Raw genomic sequence first — 16,100 nt, forward strand, 5'->3', positions numbered from 1 at the left:
GCCTCACCCCGCGGCGGTGCCTGCGCCCCGCGCCAGGAGTGGCCGGAGGTGCTCCTGCGCCCACGACGCGAGCGTCGTCGGTGTCGTCGTGCGCGTCGAGCGACGGTCCTCCGGGACGAAGTCCCCGCGCAGCCCGCGGGACATCCCCACGACGGCGTCGACCTGCGCCTCGGTGAGGCCGAACCCCCGCAGCGCACCCGCCACCTCGACGTCGGTGACCTGCGTCGCGACGACCCGGTGCCCCGTGACGTCGGTGAGGATGCGCGCGACGTCGTCGAACGACAGGTCGGCCGGCCCGTGCACGCCCTGCGTCGTGCGCCCGGTCCACGAGGTGGAGAGCAGGCGAGCCGCGGCGACGTCGCCGATGTCGCGCGGGTCGACCCACGGCATCGGGTGGTCCGTCGGCAGCGTCGTCGTCAGGGTGCCGGACCGGAGCTGGTCGACGTCCATCAGCAGGTTCGTGAAGAAGTAGCCGCAGCGCAGGTGGGTCACGTGCGCGCCGGTCGCGTCGAGGAGCTCCTCGGTGCGCGCGAGCCCATCGATGTCCCCGAAGCCGTGCCGGGCCTCGGCCCCGACGCTGCTCTGCAGCACGACGCGCGGGATGCGGTTCGTCCGCACCGCGTAGGCCGCCGAGGCGCCCATCCGCTCGTGGCCCGCGACCGGGTCGTCGTCGGGGGTGGGCGGGTCGACCCAGTAGAGGGCGTCCGCGCCGGCGCTGGCGCGTGCGACGGCGTCCGGGTCACCGAGGTCGAGATCGACCGCGTCGCACAGCGCGAGCAGCGCGGGGTCGAGCCGCGTGCGGTCGCGCAGGAGGACCCTCGGGCGCTCACCCGCCTGGGCCAGCAGGGTGGTCACGCGTGATCCCACGCGTCCTGTGGGGGTCGTCACGACGATCGTCATCGGTCGCGCCTCTCGGTCGACGGCTGCCTACCCGCACGATCGTCGCGCGAGGCACCGACATCGGCGGGGTCGCGGGGAGGGCAGGCCCCGGTGGGGTGGCCGCCCGGACGTCCTCGGGCGCCACGACGTCCGCGGGCTCGACGATCTCCTCCGGCACGACGGCGTCCTCGGGCACCACGACGCCCTCGGGGCGCGGCGACGCCCTCGGGCACGCGCGGGTCGTGGGGCAGGACCCGGTCAACGGCCGGGAACGACGAGAGGGCGCCGCCGGGGTGTCCCGGTCGGCGCCCTCTCGAGGGTCGAGGTCAGCGCGCGGCTGCTGCTCCTGCACCTGCTCCATGCTCGGCAAGAAGGCGGTCGGTCTCGTCCTGCACGTGGGTCGCCACATCGGCGAACTTCGGCGCGTGCGCTCGGTAGTGGTGCGCGCAGAAGAGCAGCTCGCCCACGGGAAGCAGCACACGGACGTAGGCCTGCGCGCCACAGCGGTCGCAGCGGTCGGCTACGGTCAGCGGTTCGGTCGTCGTCCCAGTCACATAGACATACAACCATCCGCACCGGGGAAACTTCCCCTCCAGAACGGGTGGTTCGCTCCCCGCGTACACGACCCCGCCCGGGAACACCCCAGATGTCCCGGAACGGGCGGCGCGGACGGCCCGGCGTGCGACCCGTGTCGGCGCCGACGGATACCATCGGGCCTCGTGTCGACAGCATCCGCGGAGTCCAGCTACACGGCGCGCCACCTCTCGGTCCTCGAGGGCCTCGAGGCGGTGCGCAAGCGCCCCGGCATGTACATCGGGTCGACCGACTCGCGCGGGCTCATGCACTGCCTGTGGGAGATCATCGACAACTCCGTCGACGAGGCGCTCGGCGGTCACGGCGACCGCATCGAGATCGTCCTGCACGCCGACAGCTCGGTCGAGGTCCGGGACAACGGCCGCGGCATCCCGGTGGACGTCGAGCCGAAGACGGGGCTCACGGGCGTCGAGGTCGTGTTCACCAAGCTGCACGCGGGCGGCAAGTTCGGCGGCGGCTCGTACGCCGCGTCGGGCGGCCTGCACGGCGTCGGCGCGTCCGTGGTGAACGCGCTGTCCGCCCGCCTCGACGTCGAGGTCGACCGCGGGAGCAAGACCCACCGGATGACGTTCCACCGCGGCGAGCCGGGAACGTTCGCCGACACGGGTGCGCCGAGCCCCGACGCGCCGTTCGAGCCGTTCGTCTCGGGCTCCGAGCTCGCCGTCGTGGGCAAGGCGCCGCGCGGGCGCACCGGGACCCGCGTGCGGTACTGGGCCGACCGCCAGGTGTTCCCCACGAGCGCGGTGTTCTCCTACGACGAGCTCGTGACGCGTGCCCGCCAGACGAGCTTCCTCGTGCCGGGCCTCGCGATCACGGTGCGCGACGAGCGCCGGGTCCCCGGCACGCCGGGAGAGCACGGGCCGCACGAGGAGACGTTCCTGCACGCCGGCGGGACGGTCGACTTCGTCGAGCACCTCGCGCCCGACGCGCCGGTGACGGACGTCTGGCACCTGACGGGCGAGGGCACCTTCACGGAGACCGTCCCCGTGCTCGACGGCCGCGGCCACATGAGCCCGCAGGAGGTCGAGCGACGGTGCGAGGTCGACGTCGCGCTGCGCTGGGGGACGGGATACGAGACCGAGGTCCGCACCTTCGTCAACATCATCGCGACCCCGAAGGGCGGCTCGCACCTCGCGGGCTTCGAGACCGCGCTGCTGCGCACGCTGCGCAAGCAGGTCGAGGCGAACGCCCGCCGGCTCAAGATCTCGACGCGCGACACGAGCGAGCGCATCGAGAAGGAGGACGTGCTCGCGGGCCTCACGGCCGTCATCACCGTCCGCCTCGCGGAGCCGCAGTTCGAGGGCCAGACGAAGGAGGTCCTCGGCACCGCGCCGGTGCGCGGGATCGTGGCGAAGGTGATCGACACCGAGCTCGGCGCGATCTTCACGTCGACGAAGCGCGAGCACAAGGCGCACTCGGCGCTGCTGCTCGACAAGGTCGTCGGGGAGATGCGCGCCCGGCTCTCGGCGCGCAAGCAGAAGGAGATCTCGCGCCGCAAGAACGCGCTCGAGTCGTCCTCGCTGCCCGCGAAGCTCGCGGACTGCCGCAGCGACGACGTCGCCCGCAGCGAGCTGTTCATCGTCGAGGGCGACAGCGCGCTCGGCACCGCCAAGCTCGCGCGGAGCTCGGACTTCCAGGCCCTGCTGCCCATCCGCGGGAAGATCCTCAACGTCCAGAAGGCCTCGATCACCGACATGCTGAAGAACGCCGAGTGCGCGGCGATCATCCAGGTGCTCGGCGCCGGCTCGGGGCGCACGTTCGACCTCGAGGCGGCGCGCTACGGCAAGGTCGTCCTGATGACGGACGCCGACGTCGACGGGGCGCACATCCGCACGCTGCTGCTCACGCTCTTCTTCCGGTACATGCGCCCGCTCGTCGAGGCCGGCCGAGTGTTCGCCGCCGTGCCGCCGCTGCACCGCATCGAGACCGTCGCCGTGGGCAGCCGGAAGGGCGAGTACCTCTACACGTACTCCGAGGCCGAGCTCGCCGCGACGCTCAAGAAGCTCGACAAGGCCGGGCGGCGGTACAAGGACGACATCCAGCGCTACAAGGGCCTCGGCGAGATGGACGCCGACCAGCTCGCGGAGACGACGATGGACCCGCGGCACCGCACGCTGCGCCGGGTCACGGTCGAGGGCGCGCAGCGGGCCGAGCAGATCTTCGAGCTGCTCATGGGCTCGGACGTCGCGCCGCGCAAGGACTTCATCATCGCGGGCGCGGACGAGCTGGACCGGAGTCGCATCGACGCGTGAGGCACGCTGCGTCCGGGCTGTCCGGGCTGTCCGGGCTGTCCGGGCTGTCCGGCCGTCGGGGCCGTCCGTGGCCCGGCGTCCTGGTGCCCGAGGCGTCCTGCGAGCCCGGGCCGTCTGGCGAGCCCGAGGCGTCCTGCGAGCCCGGGCCGTCCGGTGAGCCCGAGGCGTTCGGTGAGGCCGGCGCGTCGGGCCTCGGCGTCGCCCGCAGGGCCCGGGCCCGTCCGAGCCGCCGTCGCGTGACGCCCGGTGCCGCGCGGTGCACGTATTCGCCTTGCCCGTCCCGTCATGGCACCGGCATCGTGGCGCGGTGAGCACCGTGTCCCTCGCCCCGATCGCCGTCCGTGCCGCTGCCCCTGCGCAGCCCCCGCTGCCCCCGGCCGAGCTCGGCCTCGCCTGGCGCCCGCTCGTCCCGGAGGACGCCCCGGCGCTGTTCGGGCTCGTCGCCGCGATCGAGGAGGGCGACGCGCTGCCGTTCCGGCGCTCCCTCGAGGAGGTCGTCGAGATGTTCGAGGGTGACTGGAAGGACCACGCGAGCGACACCCTGGTCGGCCTCGACGGCGACGGCGTGATGCGCGCGTACGCGCAGGCCACGACCGCGCCGGGCGACGAGTCGCTCGTGCGCGCGTTCCTGCTCGGCGGCGTGCACCCCGAGTGGCGCGGCCGGGGGGTCGGTCGTGCGGTCGTCGCGTGGCTCGAGGGGCGCGGGCGCCAGCTGCTCGCCGGGTCGGGGAAGGACGTGCCGGGCCGGCTCGCCGCCTACCTCGAGGACGCCGCGCCCGCCGCGACACGGGTCTACGCCCGCGCCGGCTTCGCGCCGATCCGCTACTACTCGGAGATGCGCCGCCCGCTCCGTGACGGCGTGCCCGACGTGCCGCAGGTCGACGGCGTGAGCATCGTGCCCTGGTCGCCCGAGCTCGACGAGGCGACCCGCGTCGCGCACAACGAGGCCTTCGCGGACCACTGGGGCAGCCAGCCGCGCAGCGCCGAGGCATGGAGCCACGGCCGGAGCATGTTCGCGCCGTCGTGGAGCTTCCTCGCGGTCGACGACGCCACCGGGGAGGTCGCGGGCTACCTGCTGTCGGGCCGGTACGAGCAGGACTGGGCCGTCGCCGGCTATCCGTCGGGGTACACCGAGCTCCTCGGGGTGCGGCGCGCGTGGCGCGGGCGCGGGCTCGGGGTGGCGCTGTTGACGGCGGCGATGCACGCGTACGCCGCAGACGGCATGCACTACGCCGAGCTGGGCGTCGACACCGAGAACCCGTCGGGCGCGCACGGGCTCTACGCGAGCCTCGGCTACGAGGTCTTCCAGGGCTCGTCGATGTGGTCGATCGAGCTCTGACCACCGGCTCGCGCGGGGCGCTGCAGGGCGCCCGCCGTCCGCGCCAGGCGGCGTGCACGCGGGCCTGCGCCGGGCGGCGTCACGCGGAGCCCGCGCCGGTCGCCGCATGCGAGGCACGCGCCAGGCGTCGACGCACCGGCGCGGCCCGGCCAGGACGGGCCCTGTCGTGGGACCCGCCCCGAGCCGTGCGGCGGACACGCACCAGGCCAGGCAGTGCGGCCTCCCGCCCGGGCGGTGCAGCGGCGCGTCAGCCGATCGCGTGGACCGGCGCGGCGAGCGGCAGCCCGGACCCGTCGCGACGAGGGTCGACCGCCGGCAGCTCGACCGGCTGGCCCGCGGACGTCGTGGCGTGCGGGGGCACCGGGCCGACCCAGGCGAGCAGCAGGGTGTCCTCGCCCTTGAGGAACCGGTGCGCGCGGACACCGCCCGTCGCGCGGCCCTTGCCCGGGTAGACGTCGAACGGCGTCGTCTTGACCGAGCCCGGCTGCGTCCCGGGCAGCGCGCTCGCGGCGCCGGCGATCGTCACGACGGCCGCCTCGACACCCGGACGCACCGCGCCGAAGTGCACGACGCGTTGCCCGGCGGCGAGCTTGATCCCGGCCATGCCGCCCGCGGAACGGCCCTGCGGGCGCACCGACGACGCGGCGAAGTGCAGCAGCGACGCGTCGGACGCGACGAGCACGAGCTCGTCGGCGTCGGTCACCTCGGCGCAGCCCACGACCTCGTCGAGCTGCTTGAGGGCGATGACCTCCCACGCGTCCTTGTTCCCCGGGACGTCGCCGGGGGAGACGCGCTTGACGACGCCCTGCGCGGTCCCGAGCGCGAGGGTCGGTGCGTCCGGCGCGAGCGAGGCCAGCCCGACGACCCGCTCGCCGGCCTCGAGCGTCACGACCTCCGCGAGCGGGACCCCGCCCGACAGGGTGGGGGCGCCGTCGGTCGGCGGGAGCGAGGGCAGGTGCAGCACCGAGACGCGCACGACACGGCCGCGCGAGGTCACGGCTCCGACCTCCGCCCGTGCCGTCGTCGCGACCGCACCGCGCAGCACGTCGTGCTTGGCCCGGCGTGATCCGGCCTCGGCGCGCAGCGGCGCGTCCGCACCGGTGGTCCGGGCGAGCAGACCGGTCGCGGACAGCAGCGCCCAGCACGGCGAGTCCTCGATCTCGAGCGGCGTGGCCGAGCGGGACGCCGCGGCGGCGCCGGTGACGCTCGTGCCGCCAGCCGACTCGAGCAGCACGGTGCGGCGCGGGGTGCCGTAGGTCGCGGCGACGTCGGCCATCTCCTCGGACACGACGCCGCGCAGGCGCTCCTCGTCGGCCAGGATCGTCTCGAGGTCGGCGATCTCGCGCTGGAGCTGCTCCTGCTCCTTCTCGAGCTCGATCCGGGAGAACTTCGTCAGGCGGCGCAGCCGCAGCTCGAGGATGTACTCGGCCTGCGGCTCCGACAGGTCGAACACGTCGCGCAGCCGGGTGCGCGCGGTGTCCGAGTCGTCGGACGTGCGGATGACCTGGATGACCTCGTCGATGTCGAGGATCGCGATGAGCAGGCCCTCGACGAGGTGCAGGCGCTCGCGGCGACGGGCGAGGCGGAACGTGGTCCGGCGGCGCACGACGTCGATGCGGTGCGCGACCCACACCTGCAGCAGCTCGCGCAGCCCGAGCGTGCGGGGCTGACCCTCGACGAGCGCGACGTTGTTGATCGAGTACGAGTCCTCGAGCGGGGTGTACCGGTAGAGCTGCTCGAGCACCGCCTCGGGGTTGAAGCCGGTCTTGACCTCGATGACGAGCCGCAGGCCGTGCTGACGGTCCGTGAGGTCGACCGCGTTGGAGATCCCGGAGAGCTTCTTGGACTGCACGCCCTCCTTGATCTTCTCGATGACCTTCTCGGGGCCGACCGTGTACGGCAGCTCCGTGATGACGATGCCCTTGCGCTTCGCGGTGACGTTCTCGATCCGCGCGGTGGCCCGCGTGCGGAACGCCCCGCGGCCCGTGCGGTAGGCGTCCCGCACACCGTCGAGGCCGACGATCTTGCCGCCCGAGGGCAGGTCGGGGCCGGGCACGAAGCGCATGAGGTCGTCGAGCGTCGCGTCCGGGTGCGCCACGAGGTGGCGTGCGGCGGCGACGACCTCGACGAGGTTGTGCGGGGCCATGTTCGTCGCCATGCCGACCGCGATGCCGCTCGCGCCGTTGACCAGCAGGTTCGGGATGGCGGCCGGGAGGACCTCGGGCTGCGTGAGCTTGTTGTCGTAGTTCGGCACGAAGTCGACGACGTCCTCGTCGAGCCCCGTCGTCATGGCCGCCGCCGCGGGGGCGAGGCGGGCCTCGGTGTACCGGGGCGCGGCCGGGCCGTCGTCGAGCGAGCCGAAGTTCCCGTGGCCGTCGACGAGCGGCAGGCGCAGCGAGAACGGCTGGGCCATGCGGACCATCGCGTCGTAGATCGCGGTGTCGCCGTGCGGGTGCAGCTTGCCCATGACCTCGCCGACGACGCGCGCCGACTTCACGTACGGACGGTCCGGGCGCAGACCCATGTCCGACATCTGGAACAGGATCCGGCGCTGCACGGGCTTGAGGCCGTCGCGGGCGTCGGGCAGGGCCCGCGAGTAGATGACCGAGTAGGCGTACTCGAGGAACGAGCCCTCCATCTCGGTCGCGACGTCGATGTCGACGATCCGCTCGACGAGGTCCTCGGGCGGGACGTCGGGGGTCGCGTTGCGTCGCGCCATGGGTGAGCGGCTCCTCGAGGGACGTGCGGGCGGGTTCTCCGGGGTTGCTGACCGACGGCGCACGGGCGCACGCGGCGCGGCCATTGTCGCGCGTCGGGCAGCGTGCACGAACCATGCCACGCGGGTCGGACACCGAGCAGGACACCGAGCAGGACACCGCGCAGGACACCGCGCACGGCACCGGGCGGCGCCGGGGGCAGGGCGAGGTGCGCGGCACCGCCGTCCGGGCGGTCCACCGCGTGCCGGGGCGCCCGCGCACTAGCCTGGACGGCATGGGTGAGGTGACCGACGGCGACGGGGCCGTGACGTCCGCCGTGCCCGCGCCGGCGTACCCGGCCGGGTGGGAGGCCGACGTCGTCCTGCGCGACGGGTCGACGACGCACGTGCGGCCGATCCGGCCGAGCGACGCCGAGGCGCTGCAGGCGTTCCACGTCGCGCAGTCCGAGCGCTCGACGTACCTGCGGTTCTTCGCGAACCTCGACCGGCTCTCGGACCGCGACCTCGCGCGGTTCACGGTCGTCGACCACGCCGACCGGGTCGCGCTCGTCGCCGTGACCGCGGACGAGGAGATCATCGGCGTCGCGCGCTACGACCGCATCGCGCCCGACGTCGCCGAGGTGGCGTTCAACATCGCGGACGCGCACCACGGGCGCGGGCTCGGGTCCGTGCTGCTCGAGCACCTCGCCGCGGCCGCCCGGGAGCGTGGGGTCCGGCGCTTCACCGCCGAGGTGCTGCCGCAGAACGGACGCATGATCGCGGTGTTCCGCGAGGCCGGGTACGCGGTCCGGCAGTCGCTCGAGGACGGCGTCGTGACCGTCGAGTTCGACATCGACCCGACCGGGCGCTCGCTCGCGGTCATGGCCGACCGCGAGCACCGCGCCGAGGCCCGCAGCGTGCAGGGGCTGCTGTCGGCGCGCTCGGTTGTCGTCGTCGGCTCCCCGGACGTCGCGCCCGGCTCGATGGACGACCTGCTCGCGCGTCGCGTCGTCGCGGACCTCGAGGCGGGCGCCGAGGGCGACCTCGAGCTGCACGTCGTCGCGCAGGCGCCCGACCCCGACGCGGGCGCACCCGGGGCCGCGACGCAGCACTGGCCCGACGTCGCGTCCGTGCCCGGGCCGGTCGACCTCGCGGTCGTCGCGGTGCCCGCGGCCGAGGCCGTCGGCGCCGTCCGGGCGCTCGCGCGGCTGCAGGTCCGCGGCGTCGTCGTCCTGTCCGACGGGTTCGCGGAGACCGGGCCCGAGGGCCTGGCGCTCCAGCGCGCCCTGCTGCGCACCGCGCACGCCGCCGGTATGCGCGTCGTCGGGCCCAGCTCGTACGGCGTCCTGTCGTCGACCGGTGGGCGGGTGCTCAACGCGTCCCTGGCCGCCGACCCGCCACCGCCGGGCACGATCGGGCTGTTCTGCCAGTCGGCGCCGATGGCCGTGGCGCTGCTCGGCTCGGTGCGCCGGCGCCGTCTCGGGCTCTCGCACTTCGTGTCCGCGGGGCACCGGGCCGATGTCTCGGGCAACGACCTCATGCAGTTCTGGCGCGACGACGACGCGACCGAGGTCGTCGGGCTGTACCTCGAGTCGATCGGCAACCCGCGCAAGTTCTCCCGCGTCGCCCGGCGGCTCGCGGCGGTCAAGCCGGTCGTCGTCGTGACCGCGGGCCGCTCGGGGCAGGTCGTCCCGCCCGGGCACGCGGTGCGCGCCACCCGGGCCCCGCGTCGCACGCTCGAGGAGGTCATGCGCCAGGCGGGCGTGATCCGGGTCGAGAACACCCACCAGATGCTCGAGGTCGCCCAGGTGCTCGCGCTCCAGCCGCTGCCGACGGGACGGCGCGTCGCGATCGTCGCGAGCTCGGCGCCCATGGCGGCGCTCGTCGCCGAGGCCGCCGCCGCGGTCGGGCTCGTGGTCGGTGGCAAGGCCGCGATCGTGCGGGAGGACGCCGAGGACGACGCGCTCGCCTCGACGCTCGCGCGCCTCTACGAGGACCCCGCCGTGGACGTCGTCGTCGCGGTGCACGTGCCGACCGTCGGGCACTCGCAGGTGCGGGTCTCGCGTGCGCTCGCGGCCGTCGCCGCCGGGTCGGGGCGCACCACCGTCGCCTGCATGCTCGGGCTGCACGGCGCGACCGACGACCTGACCGCCGAGGACGACGACGGGCGACGCTGGACGATCCCCGCGTACACGACCCCCGAGGACGCCGTCCTCGCGCTCGGCCAGGCGGAGCGCTACTCGGCGTGGCGCTCGGCGGACCGGGGCAGCCCGGTGCAGCCGGCCGGGGTCGACACCCGCCGAGCCCGCCGCCTGGTCCTCGCGAGGCTCGCGGGCGTGACGCCGGGCGACGCGGTGGACCTCAGCCCCGCCGAGACCGCCGAGCTGCTGGCGTGCGCGGGCATCGCGGTGCTCGAGTCGGTCCCCGTCGCGACGCCCGACGAGGCGGTCGAGGCCGCGCACCGGCTCGGCTGGCCGGTCGCCCTCAAGACCACCGTCCCCGCGCTGCGGCACCGCGCGGACCTCGGCGGGGTCCGGCTCGACGTGCACGACGAGGCCGAGCTGCGCGCCGACGTCGAGCAGGTCCTCGCCCTCGCGCACGGCCACCCGCTCGAGCCCGGTCGCGCGCCGCTCGAGGTGCAGCGCATGGCCCCGCTCGGCGCCGCGTGCGTCGTCCGGTCGGTCGAGGACCCGCTGTTCGGGCCGGTGCTGAGCTTCGGGCTCTCGGGCGACGCGTCCGACCTGCTCGGCGACATCAGCTACGCCGTCCCGCCGCTCACGGACGTCGACGTCGCCGAGCTCGTGCGGGCCGCGCGCGCCGCGCCCCGGCTGTTCGGGTACCGCGGGCTGCCGCCGCTCGACGTCGACGCGCTCGAGGACGTCATCGCGCGGCTGTCGGTGCTCGCGGACGACCTGCCCGAGCTGCGCAGCCTCGAGCTCAACCCCGTGGTCGTCGCCGAGCACGGCGCGACCGTGCTCGGCGCGCGGGCCCAGCTCGGGACGGCGGACCGTGCCGACGGCTCGCGGCGGGCGCTCCCGACGTGACGCGGGGCCGGCGGGGGCGCGCGAGATGGGAGGATGGACCCGTGCCCGCCGCGTTCACCGAACTCCGCCACGACCTCCACCGGGCCGGGTACTACCCGGACCTCGTCGCCGACGTGCTCGACGTCGCGCTCGCCGACGAGCCGGTCGTGGCGCACCTGGTCCACCCCGAGACGACGTTCGACGACGCCGAGGTGCGCCGGCACGTCACGGTGCTCGTCCTGACGCCGTCGCGGCTCGTCGTCGCGCACGTCGACGACCACCCGGCGGACAGCGAGAACCCGTCGGCGAGCGCGTCCGCCACGACCGAGTCGGTCCCGCTCGCCGAGCTGCGGTCGGTCGCCCTGACGCACGTCGTGGCCAAGCCCGAGAAGCACCGCACCGGCGACGCGGCGTCCGAGCTCACGCTCGCGATCGGGTGGGGCGCCGTCTCGCGCGTCGACCTCGAGCCCGCGACGTGCGGGGACGCGGGCTGCGAGGCCGACCACGGGCTCACGGGCACGCTCACGCCTGACGACGTCGTCGTCCGCGTCTCGGCCGTCGCCGAGGGTGCGGGTGCCGTGCGCGCCGCGTCGACCTTCGCCCGCGCGCTGTCCGCCGCGACCTCCCGCCCGCGATGACCGAGCCGTCCTCGTCGCCCCTGACGGGCGCGACGCCCGCCGACGCGCCCGCCCCGGACGCCCCCGCCGACCCCGCTGCCGAGGTCGGCGCGGCGCTGTCGACCGCCGGGCTGCTCGTCCCCGCGTTCCCGGGCCGCCACCTCGGTGCCGTGCTGCCGGCCGTCGCCGCCGCGCTCGGCGCCCGTGACGTGCGCGGCGCCGCCGACGCCCGCGGGCGGCTCGGGCTGCCGAACGCGCGCCGCGCGTGCGTCGTGCTGGTCGACGGGCTCGGGCGCCACAACCTCAGCGAGCGCGCCGGCCACGCGCCGTTCCTGCGCTCGCTGCTGCAGGGCTCGCCCGCGCTGCGCTCCGGGTTCCCGTCGACGACGGCGGCGTCGATCGCGTCGTTCGGCACGGGGACCCCGGCGGGGCGGCACGGGCTGGTCGGCTACAGCGTCCGGGTCCCCGGGACGGGCGCGCTCGCGAACATGGTGTCCTGGAACGACGGCGCCGACCCGCACGCGTGGCAGCGCGAGCCCACCGTCTTCGAGCAGCTCCAGGACGGCGACATCGCGGTCACGAGCGTGGGCCCGGCGCGGTTCGCCGGGTCCGGGCTCACGGAGGCGGCGCTGCGCGGGGCGCGCTACGTCGGCGCGGAGTCGCTGCCGGAGCGCGTCGACGCCGCGGCGGCCGAGCTCGTCGGCAGGTCCCTCGTCTACCTGTACTGGGGCGACCTCGACAAGGCCGGGCACCACCACGGCTGGGGGTCGAGCCAGTGGGGCGACGAGCTCAGCGCGGTCGACAGCGAGCTCGCCCGCCTCGCCCGGTCGCTCCCGCGCGGCACGTCGCTGTACGTGACCGCGGACCACGGGATGGTCGACGTCGACCCGCTGCGGCGCTGGGACGTCGCGGCGACGCCCGCGCTCGCGGACGGCGTGGTGGTCGTCGCGGGGGAGCCGCGCGCGCTGCACCTGCACGTGACGCGACCGGGGGAGGACGCCGGCCCGGACGAGGTCGCGGCGCGCGCCCGCGGCGTCGTCGGGCGCTGGCGGGAGACCCTCGGACCTGCCGCCGTCGTCGTGACCGGGGCGGACGCGATCGCGGCCGGGTGGTTCGGGGACGTCGCTGAGCACGTGCGCCCGCTCATCGGGGACGTCGTCGTCGCGATGGCGGGCCGGGCGACGGTCGTGGACTCGCGCACCCAGAGCCCGGGCTCGCTCGAGCTCGTGGGCGTGCACGGGTCGCTCACGCCGCACGAGGTCGTCGTGCCGTTCCTCGCGGTGCAGGCGTGAGCGCGGCACGCGCGGGCGGGGCGGTCCGTGGCTGAGCTCGCGTTCTTCTCCGGGACCATGGACTGCGGCAAGTCGACCCTCGCGCTGCAGATGCACCACAACCACGAGGCCCGCGGGCGCGACGGAGTGCTGTTCACGCGCAACGACCGGGCCGGCGCCGCGCGGCTGTCGTCGCGGCTCGGGCTCAGCGTCGACGCGCACGAGGTCGCCGACACCACCGACTTCTGGGCCGAGGTCGTCGCGCGCCGCACGCGCGGCCGGGCCGTCGACTACCTGATCTGCGACGAGGCCCAGTTCTACACGGCCGAGCAGGTCGACCAGCTCGCGGCGGTCGTCGACGAGCTCGAGGTGGACGTCTTCGCCTTCGGCATCACGACCGACTTCCGCACCCGGCTGTTCCCCGGCTCCGCACGGCTCGTCGAGCTCGCGGACCGCGTCGAGGTGCTGCAGGTGCGCGCTCTGTGCTGGTGCGGGGCGCGTGCGACGCACAACGCCCGGACCGTCGGCGGCGTCATGGTCGTCGAGGGCGAGCAGGTCGTCGTCGGGGACGTCGAGGCGGACGCCGACACCGTCGGGTACGAGGTCCTGTGCCGGCGCCACCACCGTCACCGGCTCACCGCGGTGTCCGCGCGCGCGGCCTCGCCGTCACCGCAGACGCTCGGCGTGCTCGCGGACGACGCCCCCACCGCCCGCGCCTGACGCGCGCCGCACCGCCGTCGCGCCGGGCCGGCGCGACGTGCGGGAACCGTGGGCGTGCGGGAACCTCGCGGCGTGCGGGAATAGCGACGCGCGCCCGGCGTTGACGACCGTCGTGAGCCTTCCTGTGACCGTCCACGTCTGGTCCGACATCGCCTGCCCGTGGTGCTACATCGGCAAGCGCCGCCTCGAGACGGCGATCGAGCAGTTCGACGGCGAGGTGCTCGTCGAGTACCACGCGTTCGAGCTCGCCCCCGACACGCCCGTCGACTTCGAGGGCACGGAGGTCGACTTCCTCGCGGGCCACAAGGGGCTGCCGGCCGCGCAGGTCGAGCAGATGCTCGCGCAGATGACCGAGCTCGCCGCGGGCGAGGGCCTCGCGTACGACTTCGACGCGCTGCGGCACACCAAGACGCTGCTCGCGCACCAGGCGATCCACCACGCGCGGGCCCTCGACCGCCAGGGCGCGCTCGTCGAGCGGCTGTTCCGGGCGTACTTCGAGGAGGGGCGACACGTCGGGCGCGTCGACGACCTCGTCGCGCTGGCCGCGGAGGTCGGGCTCGACGCCGACGGGACCCGGGAGGCGCTCGAGTCCGGCCGGTACGCCGACGCCGTCCAGCAGGACATCGCGGCCGCGCAGGAGATCGGGATCCGCGGCGTCCCCTTCCACGTCGTCGACGGCCGCTACGCCGTGTCGGGCGCCCAGAGCCCCGACGTCTTCCTGTCCGCGCTCGAGCGCGTCCGCGACGAGCGGGCGGTCGCCCGATGACCGCGGCGTCGCCCGCACCCCTCCCCGTCCCGGTCCTCGCGGGCCTGACGCTCGTGCCGCTCGGCGACGACGACGCCGGGGCGTGCGTCGACGGGGTCTGCGCGGTCCCGTCCGCGGGGGAGGCCCAGGGGTCTCGCACCTGACCGACGCGTCGCTCGTCCCGCCCGGTGCGGCCCCCGAGATGCACGGCGGGCCGGCGCTGGCGACAGTAGAGGCACGGGGAACGACGACGAGAGCGAGAGCACCATGACGCAGCAGGTCCACGAGGCACGCGCCACCGCGACGGGGAGCCGGGTCAGCACGCCCGACGGCAGCCTCGACGTCGGCCTCGCCGTGGCGGGGGACGCCGACGGGTCGGACGGCGCCACGTCGCCCGAGCACCTCATGGCGGCGGCGCTCGCGGGCTGCCTGCACCAGGCGCTCCAGGTCGCGGCCAGCTCGCAGGGGGCGTCGGCCGTCGACGCCCACGTCGAGGCGACGGTCACCCTGGAGTCGGGTGACGGCTCCGGCTACACGTCGTCGTTCGTGCTCGAGGTCTCCGGGCTGCCCGCCGAGACCGCGGACCGCGTGCTCGAGCAGGCTGCCGCGCTGTGCCCGTTCACCAAGGCGCTCGCGGGGGAGCGGCTCACGCTGCGGACCGCCTGACCGGCGCGCCGCGCACCCCGGCGGCGCACCGGCGTAGCCTCGGGAGGACCCGGCGCGACGCGGTGCCGGTACCGTCTCGCCGGCGACCGGGAGGCAGGCCATGGCGGACGACGCCTCCGTCGAGCAGCTCGTCCTCGCCGCGCGCCGGGGGCAGCAGTCCGCGTGGGACGACCTCGTCGTGCGGTTCTCGCCGCTCGTGCACGGGATCGTGCGCCGCTACCGGCTGCAGGGCTCGGACGTCGAGGACGTCGTGCAGACGCTCTGGCTGCGCCTCGTCGAGCACCTCGACGACCTGCGGGAGCCGGCCGCCCTGCCCGGCTGGATCGTCGCGACGGCCCGCAACGAGTGCCTGCGGCTGCTGCGCACGCGCCGGCGCACGCAGCCCGTGGACCCGCTCGGCCCGGGGATCGACCACGAGCCGCCCGCCACCGCGCGCCTCGACGAGGAGGTCGTCGAGGACCTGGAGCGGGCCGGGCGCCACGAGCTGCTGCTGCGGGCGTTCGCCGAGCTGTCCGAGCAGCATCGGCAGCTGCTCCTGGTGCTGGTGGAGGACCCACCCCCGAGCTACGCGGAGATCAGCGCCCGGCTCGGCATCCCGATCGGCAGCATCGGGCCGACGCGCGCACGCGCGCTGCAGCGCATCCGGGAGAACCCGGCCGTGGCGGCGTGGATCGCGGCGACGCCCGCGGGCTAGGTGCGCACCCAGTCGGTCACGACGGTCGTCGACGGCGTCGTGCAGCGCAGCCGGACGAGCGCACCGGGGACCGCGGCGAGGGTGAAGCACCCTACGTCGTCGGTGGTGACGGGTGCCTCCTGCGCCGACTCCGTCTCCAGCACCACCTCGCCGGGCCCGGGCGGCACGAGCTGGCCCACGACCCGTCCCGCGGTGACCTCGAGCTCGACCGTGAGGTCCGCCGCGTCGAACACGAGGCTCCGCGGTGCGCTCACCGCCCCCCGCACCAGCACGCGGTCGTCGAGCAGCGAGTCGTAGCTCAGCGTCGCGAGCTCGGCGTCGACGGTGCGCCACGTCCAGGCGGCCCGGGCGGCGTCGACCTCGCGCCCGCTCACCGGGGTCCCCGCGCCGAGCGCGTCGCGCAGGTCCGCGAGGAGCTCGTCGTCGTCGGTCCATCGTGGCTGCGTCATCACCGTCACCGTCCACTCGTCCACGGGGCTCGCAGCGCGCCGTCGGTACCGGAGCCCGGTCCCAGCCTCCCACCGCGGTGCGCTCCGCGCGTCCCCTGGTGCAGGTGCACCACCCGGGGGAGCCGCGACCCCGCGGCCTGATACACCGGGTCGGCA

At 75.3% G+C, this 16,100-nt stretch carries 14 protein-coding genes; 10 read left to right on the top strand and 4 right to left on the bottom strand.

Annotated elements, in window-relative coordinates:
- Window positions 1-3: 3 nt before the first annotated feature.
- Window positions 4-900 carry an NAD(P)H-binding protein gene (locus tag AB6N24_RS00065; protein WP_412867431.1) on the bottom strand — a complete coding sequence of 299 codons (897 nt, stop codon included), beginning with the start codon at window positions 898-900 and terminating at the stop codon, window positions 4-6.
- Between the two features lie 305 nt (window positions 901-1,205).
- Window positions 1,206-1,433: a DUF7455 domain-containing protein gene (locus AB6N24_RS00070; RefSeq protein WP_258723523.1), complete on the bottom strand. Its 228-nt coding sequence runs from the start codon at window positions 1,431-1,433 to the stop codon at window positions 1,206-1,208.
- A gap of 165 nt (window positions 1,434-1,598) precedes the next feature.
- Between AB6N24_RS00070 and AB6N24_RS00075 the strand changes: the two genes are divergently transcribed.
- Window positions 1,599-3,725 (top strand): DNA gyrase/topoisomerase IV subunit B, encoded by a 2,127-nt coding sequence (locus AB6N24_RS00075; RefSeq protein WP_412867432.1) that lies wholly within the window; start codon window positions 1,599-1,601, stop codon window positions 3,723-3,725.
- A 307-nt stretch (window positions 3,726-4,032) separates the two neighbouring features.
- Window positions 4,033-5,064, top strand: a complete 1,032-nt coding sequence (locus tag AB6N24_RS00080; protein ID WP_412867433.1) for a GNAT family N-acetyltransferase — start codon at window positions 4,033-4,035, stop codon at window positions 5,062-5,064.
- A 247-nt stretch (window positions 5,065-5,311) separates the two neighbouring features.
- On the opposite strand, the gene AB6N24_RS00085 is transcribed toward AB6N24_RS00080, so the two are convergent.
- The gene (locus tag AB6N24_RS00085) at window positions 5,312-7,783 is read right to left on the bottom strand and encodes a DNA gyrase/topoisomerase IV subunit A (RefSeq protein WP_412867434.1); all 2,472 of its coding nucleotides are present in this window, start codon (window positions 7,781-7,783) and stop codon (window positions 5,312-5,314) included.
- Window positions 7,784-8,055: 272 nt separating this feature from the next.
- Between AB6N24_RS00085 and AB6N24_RS00090 the strand changes: the two genes are divergently transcribed.
- The 8 genes from AB6N24_RS00090 (at window position 8,056) to AB6N24_RS00125 (ending at window position 15,495) form a co-directional block, all read left to right on the top strand.
- The gene (locus tag AB6N24_RS00090; RefSeq protein WP_412867527.1) at window positions 8,056-10,803 is read left to right on the top strand and encodes a bifunctional acetate--CoA ligase family protein/GNAT family N-acetyltransferase; all 2,748 of its coding nucleotides are present in this window, start codon (window positions 8,056-8,058) and stop codon (window positions 10,801-10,803) included.
- A 41-nt stretch (window positions 10,804-10,844) separates the two neighbouring features.
- Window positions 10,845-11,420, top strand: a complete 576-nt coding sequence (locus tag AB6N24_RS00095; protein ID WP_034633606.1) for a DUF5998 family protein — start codon at window positions 10,845-10,847, stop codon at window positions 11,418-11,420.
- Window positions 11,417-12,691 carry an alkaline phosphatase family protein gene (locus AB6N24_RS00100; RefSeq protein ID WP_412867435.1) on the top strand — a complete coding sequence of 425 codons (1,275 nt, stop codon included), beginning with the start codon at window positions 11,417-11,419 and terminating at the stop codon, window positions 12,689-12,691. The genes AB6N24_RS00095 and AB6N24_RS00100 overlap by 4 nt, the downstream gene beginning before the upstream one ends.
- 27 nt (window positions 12,692-12,718) lie before the next feature.
- Entirely contained in the window at window positions 12,719-13,390 is a 672-nt protein-coding gene (locus AB6N24_RS00105) for a thymidine kinase (protein WP_412867436.1), read from the top strand.
- A gap of 112 nt (window positions 13,391-13,502) precedes the next feature.
- Window positions 13,503-14,156, top strand: a complete 654-nt coding sequence (locus tag AB6N24_RS00110; RefSeq protein WP_412867437.1) for a DsbA family oxidoreductase — start codon at window positions 13,503-13,505, stop codon at window positions 14,154-14,156.
- Window positions 14,153-14,299 (top strand): hypothetical protein, encoded by a 147-nt coding sequence (locus AB6N24_RS00115; protein WP_412867438.1) that lies wholly within the window; start codon window positions 14,153-14,155, stop codon window positions 14,297-14,299. The genes AB6N24_RS00110 and AB6N24_RS00115 overlap by 4 nt, the downstream gene beginning before the upstream one ends.
- 103 nt (window positions 14,300-14,402) lie before the next feature.
- The gene (locus tag AB6N24_RS00120) at window positions 14,403-14,801 is read left to right on the top strand and encodes an OsmC family protein (RefSeq protein ID WP_412867439.1); all 399 of its coding nucleotides are present in this window, start codon (window positions 14,403-14,405) and stop codon (window positions 14,799-14,801) included.
- A gap of 100 nt (window positions 14,802-14,901) precedes the next feature.
- Window positions 14,902-15,495 (top strand): RNA polymerase sigma factor, encoded by a 594-nt coding sequence (locus AB6N24_RS00125; RefSeq protein ID WP_412867440.1) that lies wholly within the window; start codon window positions 14,902-14,904, stop codon window positions 15,493-15,495.
- On the opposite strand, the gene AB6N24_RS00130 is transcribed toward AB6N24_RS00125, so the two are convergent.
- Window positions 15,492-15,944 carry a hypothetical protein gene (locus AB6N24_RS00130; protein ID WP_412867441.1) on the bottom strand — a complete coding sequence of 151 codons (453 nt, stop codon included), beginning with the start codon at window positions 15,942-15,944 and terminating at the stop codon, window positions 15,492-15,494. The two genes, AB6N24_RS00125 and AB6N24_RS00130, sit on opposite strands and share 4 nt — an antisense overlap.
- Window positions 15,945-16,100 lie beyond the last annotated feature (156 nt).

It is taken from the genome of Cellulomonas jepli (assembly GCF_047229345.1).
In the GTDB taxonomy this organism is placed as follows: Bacteria; Actinomycetota; Actinomycetes; order Actinomycetales; family Cellulomonadaceae; genus Cellulomonas_A.

What these genes read in the sequence shown, in the direction of transcription:
- AB6N24_RS00065 (WP_412867431.1), bottom strand. Translation starts at nt 900, where the DNA reads ATGACGATCGTCGTGACGACCCCCACAGGACGCGTGGGATCACGCGTG.
- AB6N24_RS00085 (WP_412867434.1), bottom strand. Translation starts at nt 7,783, where the DNA reads ATGGCGCGACGCAACGCGACCCCCGACGTCCCGCCCGAGGACCTCGTC.
- AB6N24_RS00090 (WP_412867527.1), top strand. Translation starts at nt 8,056, where the DNA reads ATGGGTGAGGTGACCGACGGCGACGGGGCCGTGACGTCCGCCGTGCCC.
- AB6N24_RS00100 (WP_412867435.1), top strand. Translation starts at nt 11,417, where the DNA reads ATGACCGAGCCGTCCTCGTCGCCCCTGACGGGCGCGACGCCCGCCGAC.
- AB6N24_RS00115 (WP_412867438.1), top strand. Translation starts at nt 14,153, where the DNA reads ATGACCGCGGCGTCGCCCGCACCCCTCCCCGTCCCGGTCCTCGCGGGC.
- AB6N24_RS00120 (WP_412867439.1), top strand. Translation starts at nt 14,403, where the DNA reads ATGACGCAGCAGGTCCACGAGGCACGCGCCACCGCGACGGGGAGCCGG.
- AB6N24_RS00125 (WP_412867440.1), top strand. Translation starts at nt 14,902, where the DNA reads ATGGCGGACGACGCCTCCGTCGAGCAGCTCGTCCTCGCCGCGCGCCGG.
- AB6N24_RS00130 (WP_412867441.1), bottom strand. Translation starts at nt 15,944, where the DNA reads ATGACGCAGCCACGATGGACCGACGACGACGAGCTCCTCGCGGACCTG.